Origin of the sequence: Streptococcus hyointestinalis, from assembly GCF_011039275.1 — a bacterium.
Lineage (GTDB): Bacteria > Bacillota > Bacilli > Lactobacillales > Streptococcaceae > Streptococcus > Streptococcus hyointestinalis_A.
In genome coordinates, this window is sequence record NZ_JAAKGB010000001.1 from 1,179,423 (window position 1) to 1,201,074 (window position 21,652).

Here is a 21,652-nt window from a genome sequence, read left to right on the forward strand (position 1 = left end):
TTTGTTAGAACCAATAAGTATATTCCACATATCGGTCAGTCGTCTTAGTCTTTCTATCATGACAGGGTTTGCACAAGGCTTGCCAGTTGGATTGATTCCAAAAAAGGTCTTGGTCTCCTCGGTGAGGAATGATGTGGTCAACCACTGTTGCCTTGGTCAGTCTCCCTTTTCTTTGGCAGTAAACACACAGAGGATGGAGCTTCAGATAACGAAGCCGAGCCTTGTTCCACTGAGCGTTGTAGCCTTTTGATTTGGTGGACTTAGCATCAAGTAAGTGGTTGCTTTTATGGTCTTCACAGTACTTGTTTCCATAGGTCACAAGGTTGGGACAACCATGCTGCTTGCAAGGGGTGCTTGGTCGACGTGGCATCTTACTGCTCCCAAGGAAGATAAGGCTTGGTGAAATGCCCAAGGCAAGTGGTCTTGGTGTAGTCCACATCCAAGAGGTTCAGCTCCTTGATAATTCCTTGTGGGGTAAGATCGTAGCGTTCACGAACCACTCCTTCTAGTTGTTCAAGAGGATAATCACTTGTCCCAAAGATGTTCACATAAACACCTACAGGCTCTGCAACCCCAATGGCATAAGCTAACTGGACTTCACAGCGTTTGGCATACCCTTCACGGACAAAGTCCTTGGCAATCTTCCGTGCCATGTAAGCGGCTGAACGGTCGACCTTGCTTGGATCTTTCCCAGAGAAAGCTCCACCACCGTGGTGGGCAAAGCCACCGTAGGTATCTGCTACAATCTTACGACCAGTCACACCAGCATCAGCGTAAGAGCCACCAAGAACAAAGCGACCAGTTGGGTTAACCAAAACCCTGAAGTCAAGGTTCTGACGGTAGCGTTGAGCAACCGACATCATAGCTTGGGTGACAATGCGTTTGACTGAGGCAAGGTCAACCTCCTCGTCGTGTTGGATAGACACTAAGAAAGTCTCGATACGCTTGTTTTCATAATCGTATGTGACTTGAGCTTTGGCATCTTTGCCCAAGGCAGGGTGACCAAGGCTGGTTAACTTTTCAAGAACACGAGTCGCCAACACATAAGGAAGTGGTAAGAACTCAGGGGTTTCATCGGTCGCATAACCAAACATAATCCCTTGGTCACCTGCACCACCCTTATCCACACCTTGAGAGATGTCTGGGCTTTGAACTCCAAGAAGGTTCGTCACCATGACATCTGTCATACCGTAAGGTTCAAGAACCTTTTTGACAATACCTTCAAGGTTAAAGAAGTGCTTGGTTGAGACTTCACCTGCCACAACCATTTGGTTATCTTTGATTAAGGTTTCAACCGCCACACGGCTGTTCTTATCATGCTTGAGACATTCCGTCACAATAGCATCTGAGATTTGGTCACAGAGCTTGTCGGGGTGTCCACTTGAAACTTGTTCACTGGTAATAATCATGTTTTCCTCCACGCAAAAAGCCCAACCCTTGAGGACTAGGCTTTGATTTATTTTACTGATTGTTGGCCTGCTTCGTAGGCTCTCTCGAGTGCTCTTTTAATTCCCCAAACCGAAACATCGTAGAAATCGAGGTTATCGCTTCGGAGTGTTTCCAAAATTTTAGCTTGGAAATTTTTACATTTTTTGACATCTTAAGTATAACACAGTCTCAAAATAAAAACAGTTCGAATTTGGTACAAATTTGGTTCGAAAACAGTTCGAATTTGGTTCGAATTTAGTTCGAAAGAGGAATTTGAAACACTGATTCATCTAAATCAATGTTCCTACTCATCCAACCATAACATTTCTTTAGTTGCTGATGCACTTTACGTTTACGGTAAGAGATTGTGGAACGACTAATCTCATAATGACGAGAAATATCGTCCCAGCTCATCTCATTGAAAATCAAGTCCTTCGTAAATTGCTTCAAGTCATCTGGTATAAGGTTGACCATACTTTCAAAGAACTCTAGCTCAGTCTTAAGAAAATGATAACACTCCATCAAACTATCCCAATATTCCTTGTTTTCTTTCGCCAACTTTTCTCGGAAACTGAGTGCAATAGTCTCTGAACGTGAATTGGTCTGAGAAGTTTTTACCCTCTCCATATCTTGTTTTTCATAAACCAGTGACTGAATCACACTCTCCTCGCTGATGGGGCGAAAGTTTAACAGTTGATTCTCCACCAATGCAAGCTTCAACTTCACATCGCTATAGTTTTTCATCAAATACTCAATCCTATCCATCCGTTCCTCCTACTTGTGCTTTGACGGCTTCAATCAGCCGTGACTGTTGAGCATATTTGTTTTCTAGGGCTTTAAGGATTTCCTCGTCAATAGTGCCTTCCGTTACAATGTGCTGGACGACCACAGTCTCTGCTTGTTGTCCTTGTCGCCACAGACGAGCGTTGGTTTGTTGGTAGAGTTCCAAGGACCAAGTCAGACCAAACCAAACGAGGTGGTGTCCACCTTTTTGCAGGTTCAGTCCATGACCACTACTCGCTGGATGAAGGAGACCAACTGTAATATTACCCTTGTTCCACTCACGAAAGTCCTGCTCAGTTTTAAGGACTGTTCCCTTAACTTTGATTTTTGCCAACCGTTCCTCAATACGCTGAAGGTCGTGCTTAAACCAATAAGCAACAAGAATTGGCTCATTATTAGCTGCTTCGATAATATCTTCAAGAGCATCCAACTTTTGATCATGGAGACTCAACACTTGATGGTCATCTGAGTAGACAGCCCCATTAGACATTTGAACCAACTTGTTTGACAGACTAGCCGCATTCGCAGCTGTCACTTCTACACCTTCTATCTCTGATAAAACGTACTCCTTCTTGAACTCTCCATACCGCTCTTTCTCTTTATCAGACATCCTCACTAGCCTCTTGGTCGATATCAATTCAGGCATTTCCAGATAATCCATGGCTTTCATGGAAATAGTGATATCGTCAATCTTGTCGAAAATCTGACACTCTGCATAGTCCATAGGGATATACTCATAGACGACATTGCCATTTCTACGACCTTCTTCAAAGTATCGGCTTCGGTATTCTCCGATGAACCGACCCAAACGTTCCCCACAATCAATGACCTTAAACTCCGCAAAGAGATCCATAAGTCCATTGGAACTTGGTGTTCCAGTCAACCCAACCACACGTTTCATGTAGGGGCGCATCGCCATAAAGGCCTTAAAGCGTTTGGACTTCCAAGACTTGAAAGAAGAGAGCTCATCAATGACCACCATATCCCATTTGAAGTAGGTGCTACATTGTTCCACCAGCCAAGGGAGGTTTTCTCGGTTAACAATATAGATGTCAGCATCTTTCTCGAGAGCTGCTTGTCTCTGTTTAGGTGTTCCCACAATCTTGGAATAGCGAAGGTGCTTGAGTGCCTCCCACTGCTCAATTTCATCACTCCATACCGTGTTTGCGACACGAAGGGGGGCAATCACCAAGACCTTTGAAACTTCGTAACGGTCAAACATCAGCTCATTGATAGCTGACAAGGTGGTGGCTGTCTTTCCCATCCCCATGTCTAGGATGACCGCTGCATAGGGGGTTCTTATGATGAAGTCTTTGGTGACTTCTTGATAGTCATGTAGTTTCAATTTCATCTAGCACTTCTCCGATCTTCTCAACAGTGTCTAGCACATGGACCTTGAAACCTAATCGCTCAAATAGTCTGTGCCTAGAGACTTGTAACAAACGTGGCTTTTCACCAGGGGCTTTTACTTCCACCATGCCAATCTTGCCATTAGGTAAAAACACCAACCTATCTGGTACTCCTGCAAAAGATGGTGACACCCACTTAGGACAAATCCCACTACGCTTTCTGACTTCACTCACTAACTTTCTCTCAACAACTTTTTCTCGCATACCCAATCCTTCCGTCAGAAACATCGCCAAAGGAAAAGTGCAGTTCACGCTAGTCAGTTACATTACTTTCCTATACCTCTTTTTATCTTTTTTTATTTTTCTTTATATCTAAGTTATAGAAAAGACCTACTAAACCTGCACTTTGAAATCCCCTATGACAACTTTTGTATATGACCTTCTCGACTTGCACTTTTTAAGACCCGTGAAAGTCGTGATAGTTTTGTCTAAACTCTTCTCACTACCAACGAACAATAACTCTCCGTGTTTCAAAGATTTAAGTTGTGACTTGACTATCACGGCTTACACCAACACCCTCTGATGATAAAAGCAACTTTCACTGATTTTCACGGTTAATCAAGAAAATCATCTTCTAATTTCAACTGTAGACCTTTTACCATGACACCCTTATTAGTTCTTTTCTTGGTGAATCCAGCGTTTGCCAAAGCTGTATAAAAGTCCGTCGTGCTGCGCGTGTACTCATTGATACGGGCACAGTGAGCTCGATAAGCAGAGTAAAGTTCTCCTGATTTCTCAGTCAAGTGGTCACCGATTTCACAACAATCTCCAAGGAATTGACCCATCCAGTCATTGGCTTCTCGATAAGCTGAGACAGAGTCCGCAACTACTTGTGGCAAGGTCAATTTGAAGTTTGCTTTGATGGCTTTTTCTGCCCCCTCAATAATCCAAGACATGATAGCTGGTGCTGCTTCGTCGTAAAGGTAGTCCGCAAAGTTTTTGATGTCTGACCGACCAGTGATTTTGGCATTAAAAGGAATGACAATCAGTCGTCTCCAAATCCCATCATCATTCGCACCTACTTTAGGCAGGTGGTTAGTGTAAAGAACCAGCGTATGTGATGGGACAAAATGGAAAGGTGCCTTGTACTTTTTCTCAGCTAAAATTTCATCTGTCGAACAGAGCTGTTTAACCATGGCTGTATTCAGTCGCATTCCCTCACTCATCTCTGAAGCAATGATAAGACGTTTCCCTTTAAGTTCAGCCATTTCTGGACTGACATTCCGTCTCACACTCATGGTCAGAGCTTCAGCCGAGAGTTTTCCTGAATAGTTACCAAGAACTCTTGCAATGGTGTTCCAAAAGGTAGACTTGCCGTTTGCACCGCTACCGTAGGCAATAATCATATGCTCTTGATAAACTTTACCAATAGCAGCCATGCCTACAATCTCTTGAACATAATTGATAAGATCTGTATCATCACAAAAGAAGGTCGCAAGGGTCTCCTGCCACAGACCATCTCCCTTATCACTCGGAGAGGCATTGGTCATTTTGGTTAAGTAATCAGCAGAATCATGTTCCCTAATACCAGACAAGCCTTGTGATAAATCAATAGTCGCCTCTGGAGTATTCAGTAAGAGTTCATTCTTATCTAAATCAGACACACTCATGCGAACCATATGTTTGGCCATTTTGGCGATTGCTGATAAATTTCGATAGTCACGGTATTTCATAACAAACTTATAAAACTCGAGTGCTTTCTTATAGTCCTGATAAGCAACCAGTTGAATTGGTGTCTCAATCGCATTTTCTAGCTTTTTACCACCTTGTTGGATTAGCATTTCAGGAATACCAGATTGCTTCAGTTTTTGAGTGGCATTATTAAGCTTGGTTACTGCAACTTCTAGCTGCATATCAAGGAACTGATGAATTTGACGCATGGCTAACTGCTCATCTTCCACCCAGTGCTTACCATCGTAAGCGAGGTAGTCTGTTTCCCTAGTAAAGGCAATCTTGTCACCAAACTCTCTAGCGAGAAGACCTGCTTCTCCGATATCTGAATAATCATCTGGTTGCATCTCCCCACGTTGAAACTCTTCTGGAGATTTATAATCTTTTGAGTTTTTGATGGTTTTGTTATAGAAGCGAACAGCACTGCCCCAAATGGTATCAAGCTCTGCTTTCTCAAGAGGGGGAACACATTTGAGAGCTTGTTCATCAAAGCCGTCTCGTGCTTCTTTTGTTACACCTAATCGCTTAAGGATTTTCGCCGCAAAAACCGACATGGTTGAGTTCCGACTACCTTCTGTGATTGGTCCTGTTGGTGGTTGATAGAAATCTGCATCGAAGTCTTCTTCATCATCTTGGGAAGTCGTGTCATCAAGCAAATCCTCATCAATGGTCAACCAAGAGTCATGCCATAGGACTTGTGAGTTAGGATTCCCAAAGAAGAAACGAGCCGCATCTTTGGCATTAGTGTCAAAGATGCCATAGCAATTTACAAGTTCTTCTTTCAGTAAGGCATAGGTGTCCTTATCTGTGACTTCATTGATTTGGAAGTAGATATGGAATTTTGGTCTGGCGGCCTTATCCCCTTTTTGAACCAAATGGTTACGACTGGTCACTAAAGCAAAGTTGTAATCCGCAAAGATATCTTTAAGTAGCTCTTCCGTTACCCATTCATCAGAGTTGTCCGTATGGTCATTATCAATATCCATGACCAATACATCTGATTTGATGAAGTTGGCATTGGAACGAGTATTATTGGTAAACAAGCCAGCCACATGGTCATAAAGTGCTATCTTTTGAAGAATTGCTTTGTCTGAAACTGTTACTTGATGAGGATAGACTGTTGTCGTTTGAATACCAGTCTGTCCAGAGTGAGATAAGGTAAATTGCATACATCATGCCTCCATCTTTTGTTGTTGATTGAGGAATTTCTCTTCCTAATTTACTAAGTAAAAATCAGACAAGATTTTCCACTTAAACAGAAAATTTTTTCTAAAAAAATAAAAGTTTCCTATTAATTGCACAGGAAACTTTTTTTGATGAGCAAATTTTTTTCTTATCAGGTGGAAAAATTTATCTCAACCCTACTTAGTAAGGTGTAAGGGATAAAAAATAAAAAATCTCTTCCAAAGTGGAAAATCCACTCAAAACCTTACTTAGTAAGATAGGAGGACCCAATATGGCAAACGAACCATACATTGAATCTGATGATGACGTGGCAGATACGCTTATAGCCATCAGCGTTATCTCAAAATTACTCGCTCGGAAAATTACGGAGGAAAGACAACATGAGCAAAATGAAGCAACTGAATGAACTAATTAATGAAATGGAAGGCACAGCCAAATACTACCTTCGCTTGGTAGATGAGTTCAAGAAACTTCTATCTAGTGAAGAAGAAATTGTAACAACTAAAGAAAAACCAAAATCTGAACCTGAAAAAGAACTTAAACTAGAGGATCTCCGTGCCGTTCTTGCGACCAAAGCTAAAGATGGCTACAAGAATGAGATTCGTGCTCTTCTCAACAAATACGGTGCAGAGTCCCTGTCAGCCTTAGCTACTGAACACTACGCAGCGGTTATTGAAGAAGCTGGAGGAATCGGTCATGACTAACCATGCTCTTCTCTCTGCTTCCGCATCCCACCGTTGGCTCAACTGTCCGCCCTCTGTTCGCTTAACCGAGGACTTGCCAGATGTGACCTCGGAGTTTGCCCTTGAAGGAACAGACGCGCACGAGCTTTGTGCCTATCTTCTTGAGAAAGCATTGGGCAGAAAGGCTCGCGATCCAACTGAGGACTTATCCTTCTACAACGAAGAAATGCAAAATTGTGCCGAGGAATATCGAAACTACGTCATGGAACAAGTCGAGAAAGCCAAAGGCTACTCTCGAGATCCTACAGTTCTAGTTGAGCAACGTCTGGACTTCTCCAAATGGGTGCCAGAGGGTTTCGGTACTGGCGACTGTCTGATTGTGGCAGACGGACTTCTTCAAGTCATCGACTACAAGCATGGACTAGGCGTTCTAGTTGATGCAGACCATAACCCACAGATGATGTGCTACGCTCTTGGGGCTCTTGAAATGTTTGACGGTCTCTATGATTTTGATAAGGTCACCATGACCATCTTCCAACCACGAAAGAACAACATTTCTATCTTTGAGATGGATAAGGTTGAACTGCTTGAGTGGGCTGAAAACGAACTCGCCCCCAAAGCTGAACTCGCCTTTAAGGGCGAGGGAGAGATGACCTCCGGTAAACACTGTCAGTTCTGCAAACTCAAGAATATCTGCCGCAAACGTGCGGAGGATAACTTAGCACTCGCCAAGATGGAGTTCGCAGACCCTGCTACTCTAGACTATGAGGATATCGCAGAGATTTTGCCTAAACTGGACTTACTGATTTCATGGGCAAATGATATCAAAGCATACGCCCTTCAAGAAGCTGCTGAAGGACACACCATTCCTGGATTTAAACTTGTAGAAGGACGTTCGGTTCGTAAGTTTTCAGATGAAACTGCCGTCAGTCAAGCTGTGATTGAAGCTGGCTTTGACCCTTACGAAAAGAAACTCCTAACTATCACTGCCATGACTAAACTCCTTGGCAAGAAAACCTTTAACGACCTACTTGGTGGTCTGGTTGTAAAACCAAGCGGTAAAGCAACACTCGTTCCTCTTGATGATAATCGTCAAGAAATGAACTTAGCAACAAATGAATTCAAAGAGGATTAAAGAATGCCAACTAAAGTACAAACAACAAAGGTAATCACTGGTAAAAACACACGCTTCAGCTACCTGAACGCCAATGAACCCAAATCCATTAATGGAAGCACACCGAAGTATAGCGTCTCTCTTATCATTCCAAAAGATGATATTGAGACTGTGGACAAAATCAAAGCAGCGATTGAGCTTGCCTATAAGGAAGGCGAATCTAAACTCAAAGGTAATGGAAAATCTGTCCCTGCTCTTGAAGTATTGAAAACTCCACTTCGTGATGGAGACTTGGAGCGTCCTGATGATGACGCTTATCGCAATGCCTACTTCGTCAATGCCAACTCACCGCATAAACCTGGTGTCGTTGACGGTAACCGCCAAGAGATTATCGATACTTCTGAGCTTTACTCAGGCATCTACGGTCGTGCGTCTATCTCCTTCTATGCCTTTAACTCTAACGGTAACAAGGGCATTGCCTGTGGTTTGAATAATCTCCAAAAACTCCGTGATGGAGAGCCACTCGGTGGACGTACTCGTGCTGAAGATGACTTTGCGACTGATGACGATGATGATTTCTTGAACTAATAATGGAGGACTAATCTTATGACCATTTTCTACTACTTACTTTCTGCCGTATTTGGAGCTTACCTGTTTCTCAGCATGTACCTCAATTACATGACCATCCGTGACGATATTCGTCGTGAGAGGGAGCGAAAGGCTGAAAAGAAACGTCAGACCGACAACACGACACCTCTACGACGTAGCAGATAATATTCCAGGTGGCAGTACTTCTGTCACCTTTTTACGAAAGGACAAACTATGCCAATTAAAGAACTATCCATTGACTTAGAAACCTACTGCGAAGTGGACTTAAGAAAGACTGGTATCTATCGCTACGCAGAAGATGATTCCTTTGAAATACTTCTCATAGCAGTCTCAATTGACAGTGGTCCAGTGACTGTCTATGATTTAACCAAAGAAATTCTACCTCATGAAGTCTTGCATGCCCTAGTTGATGACACTATTATCAAATGGGCTTTTAATGCTTCCTTTGAACGCATCTGCCTATCTAACTGGCTAAAGAAACATCATCCAAAATTATTGTCCGAGGGATTTCTGTCTCCTAATTCATGGCGTTGTAGCATGGTTTGGTCAGCATATCTTGGGCTACCGCTCTCTCTTGAAGGAGTCGGAACTGTTCTCAAACTTAAAGACCAAAAGTTGAAGGAAGGTGGAGGCTTAATCCGCTACTTCTGTCTCCCTTGTAAACCCACCAAAGTCAATGGCGGACGCACTCGTAACTATCCAAATCATGCACCTGATAAGTGGTTAGCTTTCATTGATTACAATAAGCGTGATGTTGAGGTTGAACTAGCCATCAAAGAAAAACTCCGCAACCACCCTGTTCCTGACTTTGTTTGGGAGGAGTACCATCAAGACCAAGTCATAAATGATCGCGGGATTGGAATCGATGTGGATTTTGTCAAAGCTGCTATTGCCATTGATGAAGAAAGTAAAGCCAAAATCCAAGAAGAACTAAAAGAGCTTACTGGGCTTGAAAAACCAAACTCTGTTCTTCAGATGATTGGTTGGCTACGAGAACACGGAGTAACCACTGATTCTCTCGATAAAAAAGCTGTCAAAGAACTATTAAAGGCAGTTGATGAAAAGACAGCTAAAGTTCTTAAGTTGAGACAACAGGCAGCTAAATCCAGTGTCTCTAAATATCAAGCCATGATGAACTGCGTCTGTAAAGATGGACGAGCTAGAGGAATGTTCCAGTTCTACGGTGCTAACAGAACAGGTCGATGGGCTGGTCGCTTAGTTCAGCTGCAAAACCTCCCACAGAACCACCTTCTTGACCTTGATGAAGCAAGAGAAATCTTCAAAACTGGTGACTTAGAAGCAACTGAACTTCTCTACGATACACAGGATACCCTGTCACAACTTATTAGGACTGCTTTTGTTCCAAGAGATGGTAAAAAGTTCATTGTGTGTGACTTCTCTGCCATTGAAGCACGAGTGCTCTCTCACTTAGCTAGTGAGAAATGGCGGATCAGAGTCTTTGAACAAAGCAAAGACATCTACTGTATGTCTGCTTCCCAGATGTTTGGAGTTCCAGTTGAGAAGCATGGTCAAAACTCCGACCTGCGTCAGAAAGGAAAGATTGCCGAGTTGGCTTGTGGCTATGGCGGGGCAATCGGTGCACTTAAAGCCATGGGGGCTATTGATATGGGGCTTAATGAGGAGGAACTTCAACCTCTTGTGGACTCGTGGCGTCAAGCTAATCCTAACATTGTTCTCTTTTGGTGGGATGTCGACAAAGCTGTAAAGTCTGCAGTAAAGTTCCAAGAGCAAACCGAAACCCATGGTATTCAATTTAAGGCAAGAAAGGGCATGTTATTTATCACACTTCCATCTGGACGAAAACTTGCCTACGTCAAACCCAAAATGGGTGAGAACCAATTTGGTGGAGAGTCTGTCACCTATGAAGGAACAGGCACAGCCAAACGCTGGGAAAGGCTTGAAAGCTACGGTCCAAAATTTGTCGAGAATATCGTCCAAGCTATCAGTCGAGATATCCTAGCCTACTCCATGAAACAACTGAAAGACTTCAAGATTGTAGGTCACATCCACGATGAGGTCATCATTGAGTGTGACCAGGACCAAAGTCTCGATAAGATTGCTTCATTGATGGGAGTTGCACCAGACTGGATGTCTGATATTAACCTCAGAGCTGATGGATACGAATGTCTCTTCTATCAGAAAGACTAGACAAAAAATCGCCACCTCATTTGAGATGGCGATTTAATTATTTGTTTAACTCTTTGTAAAGCTCCAATCCGTCTTTCTGAACTTTATTGACCTTTTTATATCCAGCTGATTTTTTAACACCTAACTTCTCAAAGATTTCTTTATACTCATAACCTTCCAGTAGCATTTCCAAAATTTCTGGCGCTTGATAATTGGATTCAGCAAGTATTGTTTTCAAATAATCGAACTGCTCCATTGCTAAGTAAAGTTCGATACCTTCATCAGCAATTACTAAATCTTGCTTTTCAGTGAAAGCTTCCCACGATGATATTTCTGGAGCATTCTTGTTTGGCTTACGAAAATCCTTGAGATAATCATTGACTGAGTTGTTATACCACCAGACCATTTGTTCATACTCCTCTTCTGCAACAGGTACAAAGGCTGTTAGAATTGGAATACCCATGATACGGCATTGTCGAAATGTCCCACGGATTAGACCTGAATAACTTGACGACATATAATAGCCCTGCACAAACATTGGGGCTAGAACCTCACCCTCTAGTGGTTCTACACCAGTTGATGAAGATTGAGCTTGACAGTAGTTGAAAAAGTTGACATTAATTGGCATTGTTTGACTCCTTTGACTTTGACTTGCAAAGAAAAAGGGGATGACAATGCATTATTAAATTTAAATAGTGACCTCATATGCTTTTCCTTTGCGGTTATACATAATTGGTCAACTAACCATACACGTTGACATTTCCTACTAGCTGGTTCTTATGGTTAATGGTCATGATCAGTGACAGAACTACTAGTAGAAATTTATATAGAGTTCTTACTCTCTATTAGTAACTCTAGTGTACTTTAAAACGAAAAACCCTGTGTACCAGCCTAGGTGCACAGGGTTTAAAGTAATATCAATGATTTTCAAAAATTGAGTACAAAAAAAGAGCATTTCTGCTCTGCCAATGCACCTAGCCTAGGTGCAAATTTATTTTTCTATGCCGGAATTTGTTTTACGAGTTTCTCAAACTTATCAATATCGATTCCATGGTATACAGATAAAAGTTGAGTGATATACTGCATTTTTTGGTCAGTTGGGTTAATGGTTCTGCCAGCAATAGCAAAGAATTTTTCAAGATAGATTGTTGGAATTTTCAACCCTACAAAAAGTTTCAAGAGTGTCATTTCCTCATATGAGGTACCTTTGAATTGACGAAGTTTACCTAAGAAGTTCCGATGAAGATTGGTTTGAGCCATAAATTCTTGATTATCATAACCTCGATAGTCAACGATTTTACTAACTACTTCTTCAAAAGAAAGGTGGACATCATACAAATAATCAACGATTCCAGCATTCTCAGTGATGATTTCCTGGATATAAACATTGAAATTATCAAGTGCGACTGCCTCTTCCCTAACATCTAGTACCTCAGCATTTTGGTTAAAACCATTCAGAATTCGACCATAATCATCATCCGATAACTTAAAGAGTGTGTACTCATACTGAGTTGATAACCCAGAATTAAAGCTTAGGTATTCATAACTAAATGCTAAGCAGCATTTGCTCACGTCATTCAGCGCTTCTTCAGTTAATACTAAATGTCCGAATGGTCCAACTTTAACATAGCGAGAATCATTAAGACAGACAAATGTATTAGCGTAGACATATTCCCCAGAGAGTAATAATTCGCTGGGCTCTTTATTAGTACTCGCTAAATTAATCAGTTCCGAAAAACCAATTGTAAAAGTCTGGTGTAGATAAATTTCTCCATTTGTCGAAGTGATGTGACTAGGAACATAGGAGCCATCAATATAGTCATATGCACTACTATTATTTGAGAAACCTAGTTCTTCTAATCGAATCTTGGCGGACTGCCTAGAAGCATGATACGCAATAGCGACCTTATCAACGGCTTTGGCCAGAAGTGATAACTCAGTCACATTACTAAAACCAAGGTAACTGAATTCTCCCATGGTACTAATAACCATCTTCTCAACTGAGTTTTTCGGCATGAGAATTCTTGGTGCAATTCCCTTAGCTTGACATTCCATGGAGTACTCAGGATTATCGTTAACAAGATTGAGAGGTATTAGCTTTGGACTTCCGTAATGGTTAGAGAGCATTCGTTTGAAAGCGAAATGTTGCCAGTGATATTCCCAATGGACACATTCATGCAAAATAGAATTATTCAACTCTCCAACTCGTCTAGGAATAAGTAATTTAGCATCAACTATTAAGTCCCCCATATTTGAGAAATACTCGAAGATTTCCCCTGTTTCTGGATCAAAAGCTTTAACAGGTTCACTGTCAAATTTGACCATGGCGCGCTGTTGCTCATTTACTTCCGATACATTCAAAAACACCACATTCAATCCCATTCGTCGTGCCAGTACCATTACATCAATTGTACCAACATTGTCAGTAGATGATGAAAATTCGGGATAATACTTGGACAAAATATGTTTCGCAGCAAGATCGTACTCTCCACGATTCATATAGGGAACTAAATCAAGTCGCTGGGTAAAGTGGTTTTCAAGTCCTTTTGGCGCAGAGGTCCTAAAGTTCATTACTTGTAAGTCGTCTGAAACAAAATAACCATCTAACCAAAATGAAAAACGTGTTGTATAAGTCAAACCCTCACTCAAGACCTTATACTTAACTACCGTACTGCACTCAGATACAAAACTCTCACGATCAGTCCAGTATATTGTACAAAACCTTACTTGATAAATTGAAATTTCAATGTCCTTGATGAAAAATGGAACATCATGTAGTGCATCAAGATATTCACTAATCCAACTATTAATGAATCTAGTAACATGGGGATTATTATTCAAATAGTGTTTAAAGTCCAATGGCTCACCACTTATCTTTCTATAGTAAATTTTTTAATATTGTTTTCTATTTTTTCTTGATGATATTATACCAGATAAAATTGAAAAATCAATATTTCATTAACTAAAAAACAATATCTTGTGCTAATGTCACTTAACGAGGCACAAGATATTGATTTCCTTTTTATGAATCACTATCAAGCCTGGTAATACTTGATAGTTTCGATTTTGCATTTACTTGAACCATTTTTCCTTTTAATTCAATCCTACTTTTAAATCATTTTTGTTACTCTGGATATCAACTTCTATCGATTTTTTCTTTTAATATCTGTAATGATAAACGTAGCAAAATGACTAATTCACTTAAAGAGTAATAAAGAAATTGATTCTCCATCATATAATCTTCAAACTGTGAAATCGAATCTAAAAAATTGGAAATTTCAGATAGTATCTCGTTATCAATATTTTTATTCAAATATACCAACTCCTTCCGTTGTTGGTATATTAGCTCTTAAGATAAATTATATCAAGTAATTATTCAGTCTCATTACAGATATTTAAGTAATACTCATTCAATTTCAATAAATCAGAGTCATCGACGGTATTTTTCTCATAAATCGATTTTACCAAATCTGAAATTTTTTTATGATTTGGATCGTTTTCATCATATAGTGGAAGTTTGATTTTTAAATCAATTGATATGCTCCGTGTACTAAATGTACTTAGTATATAGTTTTTGACTACCGGTGCATTTAGTACCCCACAAATATAATACGCTTCTTCCTGAGTAATGTATAACTCTAACTCATTAGCAACTTTCTCCTCGGCTCGTAGCTTCCGTTGAGAAAAATACGGTGCATGCTTTGCTGGAATAGCAGTAACTGTATCACCCCAAGAAGTTCTCATTGGACCGAGGACTGCAGCAGCCCAATCACTATTATCTCTGAAAACAACTTTATACGGAGCATAGGTGTAAACTCCAATCTTACTTAATGAATAAAAATCATCCCCTTTTGCGATAGCCTTCGATCTTTCACTTTGTGCTCCGATTACATCTTTTTGGTTGACTAGATACTCCGCTAATCTATTTGAAGAATTGTATAAATCCACAATTGGTACCGAAGTAGTTTCAAGTTCATTGTATGGATAAATTGCATATTCATTTTGCCAGTTTATGTTGAATTTACTAATCATTGGCCCCTTAATTAGTGGGCGCACATATTTCGTTTCAATTTTTAGAGGACCACTATGGTTAACTTTATGAACTGTTCCTTTAGTTGTATCATTTTGAAAAATCCAATTAGATTTATTCGATGAAGTATTGTCGTCTTCCTCAATTAACATATAGACTTCTTTTGGAGTAAACTCAACACCAGATCTAGCTTTATATGAGCAGTACCCTACAATTTTAGAAAAATATTCAGCTTGACTACCATCTCTGACAAAAGTAAATCCTGATCTAGAGGAATCCACCTGAATTAATTTCCCCTCAACAAAGTCAAAATTTGATTTTACGCTTTCAAATGAATGTTCTAAATTGATAACACTCATTTTTTTACTTCCTCTTTTCTTAGTTACAAATTCTAAAGGAAGCCCTTGCTTGTAATCAACATAATCTCTCTTGTAAATATACGATAAAAATGCATCTTTCATATCTATAAAAGGGTGCCCTGACTTTTCCCAATCAATACACTTCTGAAGATAGAATCTTTCACCATTGTCCTCATCAATGATAAAATTCCTAAAGCCTTCATAGGAGTCTTGAGTTAGAATCGTTTTCGGCATTAAAAATGCCAGAACCCCTGTTTTTTTCAAGAAGTTTGTTGCTGTAACATGAGCAATCAATGCGCAGATGTTTAAAGAAATTGCTCCCATGTAAGTTTGACCACTAAACAGATGTCTATCAATTGAAATAGATTTAATTCTTTCAGCGTATGCACTTGGTAGAAATTCCCATTTAACCCACGGTGGATTCCCTACTACAATATCTACTTCCTTAATTGTAGTAATTTTGATGAAATTACCAATTACCTTAATCCATAGACCATTCCAACTATTTTTATCTAGTGCAATCATCTGATCTATCATGTCCCTAAACCTAACTTCCAGCATTGGATCAAGAGTACCAACATAGCTTTCTACGCTCTCTGATAAATACCTAAATAATAATTCCTCATTCCCTTCCTGAGCCATTTTGGCTAGGAAGCGTATTACTTTTGAGAACTTATCCTGATCCTCAACTAATTTTACTGGAAATACTGCATTGATTTCACTTTGAATACTAGACATATCATATCTGAAACACTCTACATTTCCAATACTCTCCTTAGTTGGTGTAACAGCTGAATCTCCTAAATACACAGGAATTTCAAACTCCACATCTTTAGTTAGAAGCGGAGAAACTGCTAATATATATCCTACTCTAGATGTCAATACACTTAAAGGATTTATATCAATTCCTTTTACTCTATGTAGAATTTGCTCTAATAACTCCTTCTTTTCTTGATTCGTATAGTTAACGATATCATTCTTAGCAATAATGCTTTGAATCATTGTTATCAGGAATACACCTGAGCCGCATGTAGGATCGACAGCAATATAACTTTCATCATTCTTAATTTGAGATACAGCTTCCTTAAGTAGACTATCCGCAAGCCATGCGGGGGTAAAATACTCTCCCAAAGAATGTCGCACCGCTTTTGGCATTATTTCAATATAAAGATCTTTAAAAATATCAGCTGAATTAATATTACTCTCCAATCCGAAAATAGAGTAGTCTTCGATTCTTGTAACAAGCTCCTTGATCAACTCAAATAACTCGTAATCCCATTCTCCATCCCATACATACCAGGAAAAAAAGTCACCTTCTAAAAGATTATGTATCCCTTGATCTGCAAAAGAATAACCATCCTCCATTTTTTGAAGAAATCTGTGTAACTGGTCTTCTTCAACTGAGGTTAAATCACTAAAGTACTTAATTTCTTCGAACGTAAATACTCTATGAACGATTTTACAAGCTATTAATTTAACAATTATCGCATACGTTGTTTGTAATGCAAATAATCCTCTATATTCAGCCTTTGGAGTATCAATTTTAATCTTAAATAGTGCACTTAATGCTTCTCTCCTTTTTGCAATATCTTGATTTTTCCCCATATCGGCTTCTGAAAGATGGAAGAGTTCTTGCCATTCCCTATGCAAAATATCAATCTGATCGTTTTCGTCAGAATTTGATAAGATTGAATATAACTTATTGGAAATTCGCTTTGTAAGACTATCTTCGTTTTCAAGAGAAAAATCCCTTACAATATTGTAAGAATTCAGTTGTTTTGAATCAGATGCAATAATCGCTTTAATTATTCTATCGAATGTCAAAACATCCAGTTCTTTAAAAGGAGTTGACCTGATTCCATCAATATTCTCAACAATTTCAGAAACTTTTTTTCCATCTGTAACGATCATTAGCGTTATATCAAAATTATCACGTAATTGTTTGTAATAGTTTACAAGCTGATTTTGTGCTTTCTCCTGGCTAGTTCCAGATGTTAAAACAGCAGGCCTTTTATATTCAACTAATAAACCACCATCCATCATGTCAATCCGACCAGAAAATTCAAAGCCAAAATCTGTTTGAGTGAACTCTTTTTTTTGATTATCTGGTACTCCAAGTTTTGTTAACAAAAAGAGATAAATTTCTTTTTCAAACGCAGAAGCAATCATACTCTCATTATCAGTTTGATGTACTTGTGATTTAATGCGTGAGATAGATTCCTCCAAATCTAATAAGTATTCTTTTGAATCTAAATAAATAAGTTGTTGATTATTTAATTTCATACTGACACCTCTTTCATTAATATTGTATCACTTTTTGAGTGGACAGCAAGTAAAAAATATATTTTTATAGTGGACAATCAAAAAACGACATTTATGTAGATTAATTATTGATATTTCCTCAAAATCTAGTATAATTTGTTAAGTAATTACTTAACAAAAGAGGAGCTATGTTTTCAGCGAAACGTTTAAAAAAAAGAAGAAAAGAAAAAAATTTTTCTCAATCTGATATAGCAAAAAAATTAAAAGTTAATCGCTCTGCCTATCATAACTGGGAAAACGAAAAAAATATACCGAATCAAAAAAACCTTACTGCTCTAGCTGCTCTTCTTGAAGTGCCAGTTACTTACTTCGAGTCAGAGTACAATATTGTCAACAACTTCCTGCAGCTCAACGACTTCAACAAAGTTCTAGCTGAGGAATATATGGAGGACTTACTTCAAACTCAGCGTGAGGCTGAGCGTACGGTCATTAAGCTTTTTCCTATCAAGGTTCTGGACGATATTTCGCTATCTGCTGGTCCTGGACAAAGTTTTGCAGACGAATACGAGACTCGTACTGTTTACTCTGATGAGGAACAATATGGTTACGACTTTGCTACTTGGATCAAAGGAACTTCTATGTCTCCTAAATACTTAGATGGCGAGGTAGCCCTTATTCGTGAAACTGGTTTTGACTATGATGGAGCAGTCTATGCCTTAGTCTGGAATGAGCAGACTTACATCAAAAAGCTATACAAAGTTGAAGATGGTTTCCGAATGGTCTCCATCAATGAAGCAGGAAATCCAGAACGTTTCATTTCCAAAGATGATGATTTCCGTATTGTTGGTAAGGTAGTCGGACATTTCATGCCAATAGAAGGAGCTTAATTATGAAACTCAAGGATATTTTAGAATTAGGTACCTATGGATACAATCCAGAATGCAAAGTAGAAATTTTCAACATGGATAACTTCGAAGAACGTTTAGAGAATGAAGGTTTTGATGAAATTCTTATTCCAGACGATGAAGATTGCACTATTTACCGCTACGCTTTCTTAATCGAAGACTCCATTCTCATCGTAATGAAGGAGGAAGATAATGTCGGTTAAAGTGGAAATGATTTACATCAAAGATGACCGCATCTTATTCACTCCCTACTTAAAAGAATATGATATTACCGATTATGTACAAGAGCTAACCGAGGAACTCTCCAAACTTAAAGAGAGGTAATTTATGGGATATATCGACTATTCAAAAGAACCAACTTCTGATATTGCTTTCGTCGATATGAAATCATTCTATGCTTCCGTGGAATGTGTAGACCGTGGGCTAAATCCACTGCACACTTCTCTCTGTTCATGAGTCGTTCTGATAATTCTGCTGGGCTTATCCTCGCTTCTTCTCCTATGTTCAAAAAGGTCTTTGGCAAATCAAACGTTGGTCGGTCTTATGACCTTCCTTTTGATATTAAGACAAGAAAATTCAGCTATCAAAACGCTTGGCGACAAGGAATTGAAGTAACACCCAAGTACAAGTCTTTCATCGAACACTGGGCTAAACGGACTCTTATCGTCTCTCCTCGTATGGATAGGTATATTGAGAAGAACTTGGAAATACAGCACATCTTCCAGAACTATGCTGCTCCAAATGATATTCACCCCTACTCTATAGATGAGGGCTTCATTAATTTAACTTCATCCCTCAACTACTTCATCCATGATAAATCCATGTCTCGAAAAGCAAAACTCGATAATCTATCAGCTATGCTCCAAAGAGATATTTGGAGAGAAACTGGTATCTACTCAACTGTTGGAATGAGTAATGCCAATCCGCTCCTTGCTAAACTTGCTCTTGATAACGAAGCCAAGAAGACTGTTACCATGCGAGCTAATTGGTCCTATGAAGACGTGGAGAGTAAAGTTTGGGCTATACCTTCCCTTACCGATTTCTGGGGGATTGGCAGTCGAACCGAGAAACGACTTCATAAACTTGGTATTAATTCCATTAAAGAACTGGCCAATGTGGATCCAACTACCCTTAAGAAAGAATTTGGTAAAGTTGGTCTGCAACTATGGTTCCATGCTAATGGGGTTGATGAGAGTAATGTACATAATCCCTATCAACCAAAAAGCCACGGATTAGGCAATTCACAAGTCTTACAGCGTGATTATCACAATCAAAAGGAGATAGAGCTTGTCTTATCTGAAATGGCTGAACAAGTTACCATACGCTTGAGAAAAGCCCACAAAAAAGCCACTATTGTTTCTATCCATATTGGATACTCAAATATTGAGATGAAGAAATCCATCAATGCACAGATGAAGATTGAACCTGCCAATCTGACCAAGACTATGGTCAAGCATGTTATCGAACTTTTCCGCAGCAAGTACGATTCTGGAGCAGTGAGACAGATTGGTATTTCATACAGTGGATTTGCTGATGAAAGCTATGGTTTGATTTCACTTTTTGATGATATGGAGACTATTGAAAAAGAAGAAAAGCTCCAAACCGCTATTGATTCAGTTCGAGAGCAATTTGGATTCTTAGCCATTCAAAAAGCCAATGTTCTTACCGAAGGTTCACGAAATATTGAACGTAGTAAATTGATTGGGGGACACTCTGCAGGTGGCTTAGACGGACTAAAATAAATTGATTACAGGAGGTGTTACTTATGGTTGACCGTTCATATCTCCCTTGGCAATGTGCCAGAGAGTATCAAGACGTAGGCATGCAGAAATGGATGGGCTTCTTCCTATCCGAGCATACAACTGCTCTTGATACTGATGCAAGTAAGATTTCATATCTATCAGACTTAACTCTTGAAAATAAATTACTTTTAACCAGTCAACTTTATTCAAGTCAGCTAATAGCTCACTTCGACATGCTGGAGAATAATAAATCAGTAAGCTATGTTGGAACTGTGTCCGAACTAAATAAAAATAATCTATTGATAAAGACCAAATCAGGTTACATAAACGCTTCCTTCAAAGATATTCTTCACATCGGCTTGTTTGAGGAAGAACTGGAGGTGCTATATGAATCAGCTTGAGTTTCATCATAATGAACTTCAAATGGACTATTTCAGTGATAACTACAGACAATTTGAAGCTGACTTCTACCGCTACTCTGCTTTAGATACACCACTCACTTTCTTAACTGATGATATTTTGTTGACCATGGCAAAATCAAGAAAAAACTATTTTAAGCTCAATAAAGAGAAGGCTACCGATAGCCGCGATCACTACTTCATATTCATGGTAGAGCAACTCGAGGACAGTAAACTCACCAAGAAGTATATCTATCAAAAAACAGTCACGAATTTAAAATAAAGAGGAGCACTCAAATTGATGTGCTCCTTTTGATTCTATCATCTTTGTAAAGAATAATATTATCTCTCAAAAATAAAATTTGCAATCCGTCTTGCTGCTCGCTCCGTAGCTAACTCAATTTCAGTTTTAGTTCAAACACCCTTTGGATAGTTGACAAGTAACTTAGCTATTGGAAATTTACTGCCAATATAACCGTGACCACTAATAATACTATTCCTTAATTGTAGACTATTTCTTACGGAAGTCAGGTAACTCTTCAAATTTAGATAGCTCAAAAACAAAAGCCTTATCTTCAGGTATGTGAATTCCCTCGATTTTGTAACGTTTGTCGCTTTTCCACTCTGGCATGATATGAAGCAGAGTTTCTTTCAGATTCTTATTCATGACTTGAACAATCCCCTTTTGCTCACCCTCTGGTTTTGAAAACTTGAACGACCCTCTAGTTTTGGCACGACAAACTTGAATTCCCATAACCCTTGTTTCCTTATTGAAAGCAATCAAAACTTGAGCAGGATAATCCAACTCTTGAACAATCCCCTTACTAAAAGTAACAAAGTTTTTATTGATGGTCATGCTATAATCGAATGACGAACGCTCAACAGTTACTACTTCTAAATTAAAATCTTTAAAACGCATAATATTC

The 21,652-nt window shown here is 39.2% G+C and carries 21 protein-coding genes and 2 pseudogenes; 12 read left to right on the forward strand and 11 right to left on the reverse strand.

From position 1 onward, the window contains the following. Nucleotides 1-4 precede the first annotated feature (4 nt). From G5B60_RS05680 to G5B60_RS05705, 7 genes and pseudogenes are all read right to left on the reverse strand, one after another. Nucleotides 5-370, reverse strand: coding sequence for an HNH endonuclease (locus G5B60_RS05680; RefSeq protein ID WP_164683108.1), 366 nt, complete (start codon nt 368-370; stop codon nt 5-7). A gap of 1 nt (nt 371) precedes the next feature. Further along, a complete protein-coding gene (metK, locus tag G5B60_RS05685) occupies nt 372-1,409 on the reverse strand; it encodes a methionine adenosyltransferase (RefSeq protein ID WP_164683110.1) in 1,038 nt (345 codons plus the stop codon). Nucleotides 1,410-1,456: 47 nt separating this feature from the next. Then, nucleotides 1,457-1,570 (reverse strand): annotated as a pseudogene (locus G5B60_RS11785) (DUF6900 domain-containing protein); the annotation flags it as partial. Between the two features lie 113 nt (nt 1,571-1,683). Continuing rightward, nucleotides 1,684-2,193, reverse strand: a complete 510-nt coding sequence (locus G5B60_RS05690) for a hypothetical protein (RefSeq protein WP_164683111.1) — start codon at nt 2,191-2,193, stop codon at nt 1,684-1,686. Next, complete coding sequence (locus G5B60_RS05695) at nt 2,186-3,562, reverse strand: DEAD/DEAH box helicase (RefSeq protein WP_164683113.1); 1,377 nt, start codon at nt 3,560-3,562, stop codon at nt 2,186-2,188. The genes G5B60_RS05690 and G5B60_RS05695 overlap by 8 nt, the downstream gene beginning before the upstream one ends. After that, nucleotides 3,543-3,824: a VRR-NUC domain-containing protein gene (locus G5B60_RS05700; RefSeq protein ID WP_164683115.1), complete on the reverse strand. Its 282-nt coding sequence runs from the start codon at nt 3,822-3,824 to the stop codon at nt 3,543-3,545. The genes G5B60_RS05695 and G5B60_RS05700 overlap by 20 nt, the downstream gene beginning before the upstream one ends. Before the next feature lie 350 nt (nt 3,825-4,174). Then, nucleotides 4,175-6,460, reverse strand: a complete 2,286-nt coding sequence (locus tag G5B60_RS05705; protein WP_164683116.1) for a phage/plasmid primase, P4 family — start codon at nt 6,458-6,460, stop codon at nt 4,175-4,177. Nucleotides 6,461-6,747: 287 nt separating this feature from the next. Between G5B60_RS05705 and G5B60_RS11625 the strand changes: the two genes are divergently transcribed. Genes G5B60_RS11625 through G5B60_RS05730 form a run of 6 tightly spaced genes read left to right on the forward strand, consistent with a single transcriptional unit; the run spans nt 6,748 to nt 11,051 of the window. Beyond that, entirely contained in the window at nt 6,748-6,882 is a 135-nt protein-coding gene (locus G5B60_RS11625) for a hypothetical protein (RefSeq protein ID WP_277423790.1), read from the forward strand. Next, a complete protein-coding gene (locus tag G5B60_RS05710) occupies nt 6,857-7,180 on the forward strand; it encodes a hypothetical protein (protein ID WP_164683118.1) in 324 nt (107 codons plus the stop codon). Before G5B60_RS11625 ends, G5B60_RS05710 begins: the two co-directional genes overlap by 26 nt. Continuing rightward, nucleotides 7,173-8,294 (forward strand): DUF2800 domain-containing protein, encoded by a 1,122-nt coding sequence (locus G5B60_RS05715; RefSeq protein WP_164683120.1) that lies wholly within the window; start codon nt 7,173-7,175, stop codon nt 8,292-8,294. The genes G5B60_RS05710 and G5B60_RS05715 overlap by 8 nt, the downstream gene beginning before the upstream one ends. Before the next feature lie 3 nt (nt 8,295-8,297). Then, entirely contained in the window at nt 8,298-8,861 is a 564-nt protein-coding gene (locus tag G5B60_RS05720) for a DUF2815 family protein (RefSeq protein WP_164683121.1), read from the forward strand. An 18-nt stretch (nt 8,862-8,879) separates the two neighbouring features. Beyond that, nucleotides 8,880-9,047, forward strand: coding sequence for a hypothetical protein (locus G5B60_RS05725; protein WP_164683123.1), 168 nt, complete (start codon nt 8,880-8,882; stop codon nt 9,045-9,047). Between the two features lie 48 nt (nt 9,048-9,095). Further along, a complete protein-coding gene (locus G5B60_RS05730) occupies nt 9,096-11,051 on the forward strand; it encodes a DNA polymerase (protein WP_164683125.1) in 1,956 nt (651 codons plus the stop codon). A gap of 37 nt (nt 11,052-11,088) precedes the next feature. Here the strand turns inward: G5B60_RS05730 and G5B60_RS05735 are convergent, their stop codons facing one another. The 3 genes from G5B60_RS05735 to G5B60_RS05745 form a co-directional block, all read right to left on the reverse strand. Beyond that, nucleotides 11,089-11,658, reverse strand: a complete 570-nt coding sequence (locus G5B60_RS05735; protein ID WP_164683127.1) for a hypothetical protein — start codon at nt 11,656-11,658, stop codon at nt 11,089-11,091. A 371-nt stretch (nt 11,659-12,029) separates the two neighbouring features. Then, the gene (locus tag G5B60_RS05740; protein ID WP_164683128.1) at nt 12,030-13,889 is read right to left on the reverse strand and encodes a hypothetical protein; all 1,860 of its coding nucleotides are present in this window, start codon (nt 13,887-13,889) and stop codon (nt 12,030-12,032) included. A 513-nt stretch (nt 13,890-14,402) separates the two neighbouring features. Beyond that, nucleotides 14,403-17,702 carry an Eco57I restriction-modification methylase domain-containing protein gene (locus G5B60_RS05745; protein ID WP_164683130.1) on the reverse strand — a complete coding sequence of 1,100 codons (3,300 nt, stop codon included), beginning with the start codon at nt 17,700-17,702 and terminating at the stop codon, nt 14,403-14,405. Between the two features lie 167 nt (nt 17,703-17,869). Between G5B60_RS05745 and G5B60_RS05750 the strand changes: the two genes are divergently transcribed. From G5B60_RS05750 to G5B60_RS05770, 6 genes and pseudogenes are all read left to right on the forward strand, one after another. Next, nucleotides 17,870-18,568 (forward strand): S24 family peptidase, encoded by a 699-nt coding sequence (locus G5B60_RS05750; RefSeq protein WP_164683132.1) that lies wholly within the window; start codon nt 17,870-17,872, stop codon nt 18,566-18,568. 2 nt (nt 18,569-18,570) lie between these two features. Then, nucleotides 18,571-18,789, forward strand: a complete 219-nt coding sequence (locus tag G5B60_RS05755) for a hypothetical protein (RefSeq protein ID WP_143934991.1) — start codon at nt 18,571-18,573, stop codon at nt 18,787-18,789. Beyond that, entirely contained in the window at nt 18,779-18,910 is a 132-nt protein-coding gene (locus G5B60_RS11630) for a hypothetical protein (RefSeq protein ID WP_260663587.1), read from the forward strand. Before G5B60_RS05755 ends, G5B60_RS11630 begins: the two co-directional genes overlap by 11 nt. Before the next feature lie 3 nt (nt 18,911-18,913). Beyond that, a pseudogene (locus tag G5B60_RS05760) lies at nt 18,914-20,328 on the forward strand (Y-family DNA polymerase). Nucleotides 20,329-20,351: 23 nt separating this feature from the next. Beyond that, the gene (locus tag G5B60_RS05765; protein WP_164683134.1) at nt 20,352-20,729 is read left to right on the forward strand and encodes a hypothetical protein; all 378 of its coding nucleotides are present in this window, start codon (nt 20,352-20,354) and stop codon (nt 20,727-20,729) included. Then, nucleotides 20,716-21,009, forward strand: coding sequence for a DUF5960 family protein (locus tag G5B60_RS05770; RefSeq protein ID WP_164683136.1), 294 nt, complete (start codon nt 20,716-20,718; stop codon nt 21,007-21,009). The genes G5B60_RS05765 and G5B60_RS05770 overlap by 14 nt, the downstream gene beginning before the upstream one ends. 228 nt (nt 21,010-21,237) lie before the next feature. Here the strand turns inward: G5B60_RS05770 and G5B60_RS05775 are convergent, their stop codons facing one another. Beyond that, the gene (locus G5B60_RS05775) at nt 21,238-21,645 is read right to left on the reverse strand and encodes a hypothetical protein (protein ID WP_164683138.1); all 408 of its coding nucleotides are present in this window, start codon (nt 21,643-21,645) and stop codon (nt 21,238-21,240) included. Nucleotides 21,646-21,652 lie beyond the last annotated feature (7 nt).

Excerpts from the sequence above, each read along its gene's own strand:
- G5B60_RS05680 (WP_164683108.1), bottom strand. The coding sequence starts at position 370 with ATGCCACGTCGACCAAGCACCCCTTGCAAGCAGCATGGTTGTCCCAAC.
- metK (WP_164683110.1), bottom strand. The coding sequence starts at position 1,409 with ATGATTATTACCAGTGAACAAGTTTCAAGTGGACACCCCGACAAGCTC.
- G5B60_RS05690 (WP_164683111.1), bottom strand. The coding sequence starts at position 2,193 with ATGGATAGGATTGAGTATTTGATGAAAAACTATAGCGATGTGAAGTTG.
- G5B60_RS05695 (WP_164683113.1), bottom strand. The coding sequence starts at position 3,562 with ATGAAATTGAAACTACATGACTATCAAGAAGTCACCAAAGACTTCATC.
- G5B60_RS05700 (WP_164683115.1), bottom strand. The coding sequence starts at position 3,824 with ATGCGAGAAAAAGTTGTTGAGAGAAAGTTAGTGAGTGAAGTCAGAAAG.
- G5B60_RS05705 (WP_164683116.1), bottom strand. The coding sequence starts at position 6,460 with ATGCAATTTACCTTATCTCACTCTGGACAGACTGGTATTCAAACGACA.
- G5B60_RS11625 (WP_277423790.1), top strand. The coding sequence starts at position 6,748 with ATGGCAAACGAACCATACATTGAATCTGATGATGACGTGGCAGATACG.
- G5B60_RS05710 (WP_164683118.1), top strand. The coding sequence starts at position 6,857 with ATGAGCAAAATGAAGCAACTGAATGAACTAATTAATGAAATGGAAGGC.
- G5B60_RS05715 (WP_164683120.1), top strand. The coding sequence starts at position 7,173 with ATGACTAACCATGCTCTTCTCTCTGCTTCCGCATCCCACCGTTGGCTC.
- G5B60_RS05720 (WP_164683121.1), top strand. The coding sequence starts at position 8,298 with ATGCCAACTAAAGTACAAACAACAAAGGTAATCACTGGTAAAAACACA.
- G5B60_RS05725 (WP_164683123.1), top strand. The coding sequence starts at position 8,880 with ATGACCATTTTCTACTACTTACTTTCTGCCGTATTTGGAGCTTACCTG.
- G5B60_RS05730 (WP_164683125.1), top strand. The coding sequence starts at position 9,096 with ATGCCAATTAAAGAACTATCCATTGACTTAGAAACCTACTGCGAAGTG.
- G5B60_RS05735 (WP_164683127.1), bottom strand. The coding sequence starts at position 11,658 with ATGCCAATTAATGTCAACTTTTTCAACTACTGTCAAGCTCAATCTTCA.
- G5B60_RS05745 (WP_164683130.1), bottom strand. The coding sequence starts at position 17,702 with ATGAAATTAAATAATCAACAACTTATTTATTTAGATTCAAAAGAATAC.
- G5B60_RS05750 (WP_164683132.1), top strand. The coding sequence starts at position 17,870 with ATGTTTTCAGCGAAACGTTTAAAAAAAAGAAGAAAAGAAAAAAATTTT.
- G5B60_RS05755 (WP_143934991.1), top strand. The coding sequence starts at position 18,571 with ATGAAACTCAAGGATATTTTAGAATTAGGTACCTATGGATACAATCCA.
- G5B60_RS11630 (WP_260663587.1), top strand. The coding sequence starts at position 18,779 with ATGTCGGTTAAAGTGGAAATGATTTACATCAAAGATGACCGCATCTTA.
- G5B60_RS05765 (WP_164683134.1), top strand. The coding sequence starts at position 20,352 with ATGGTTGACCGTTCATATCTCCCTTGGCAATGTGCCAGAGAGTATCAA.
- G5B60_RS05770 (WP_164683136.1), top strand. The coding sequence starts at position 20,716 with ATGAATCAGCTTGAGTTTCATCATAATGAACTTCAAATGGACTATTTC.
- G5B60_RS05775 (WP_164683138.1), bottom strand. The coding sequence starts at position 21,645 with ATGCGTTTTAAAGATTTTAATTTAGAAGTAGTAACTGTTGAGCGTTCG.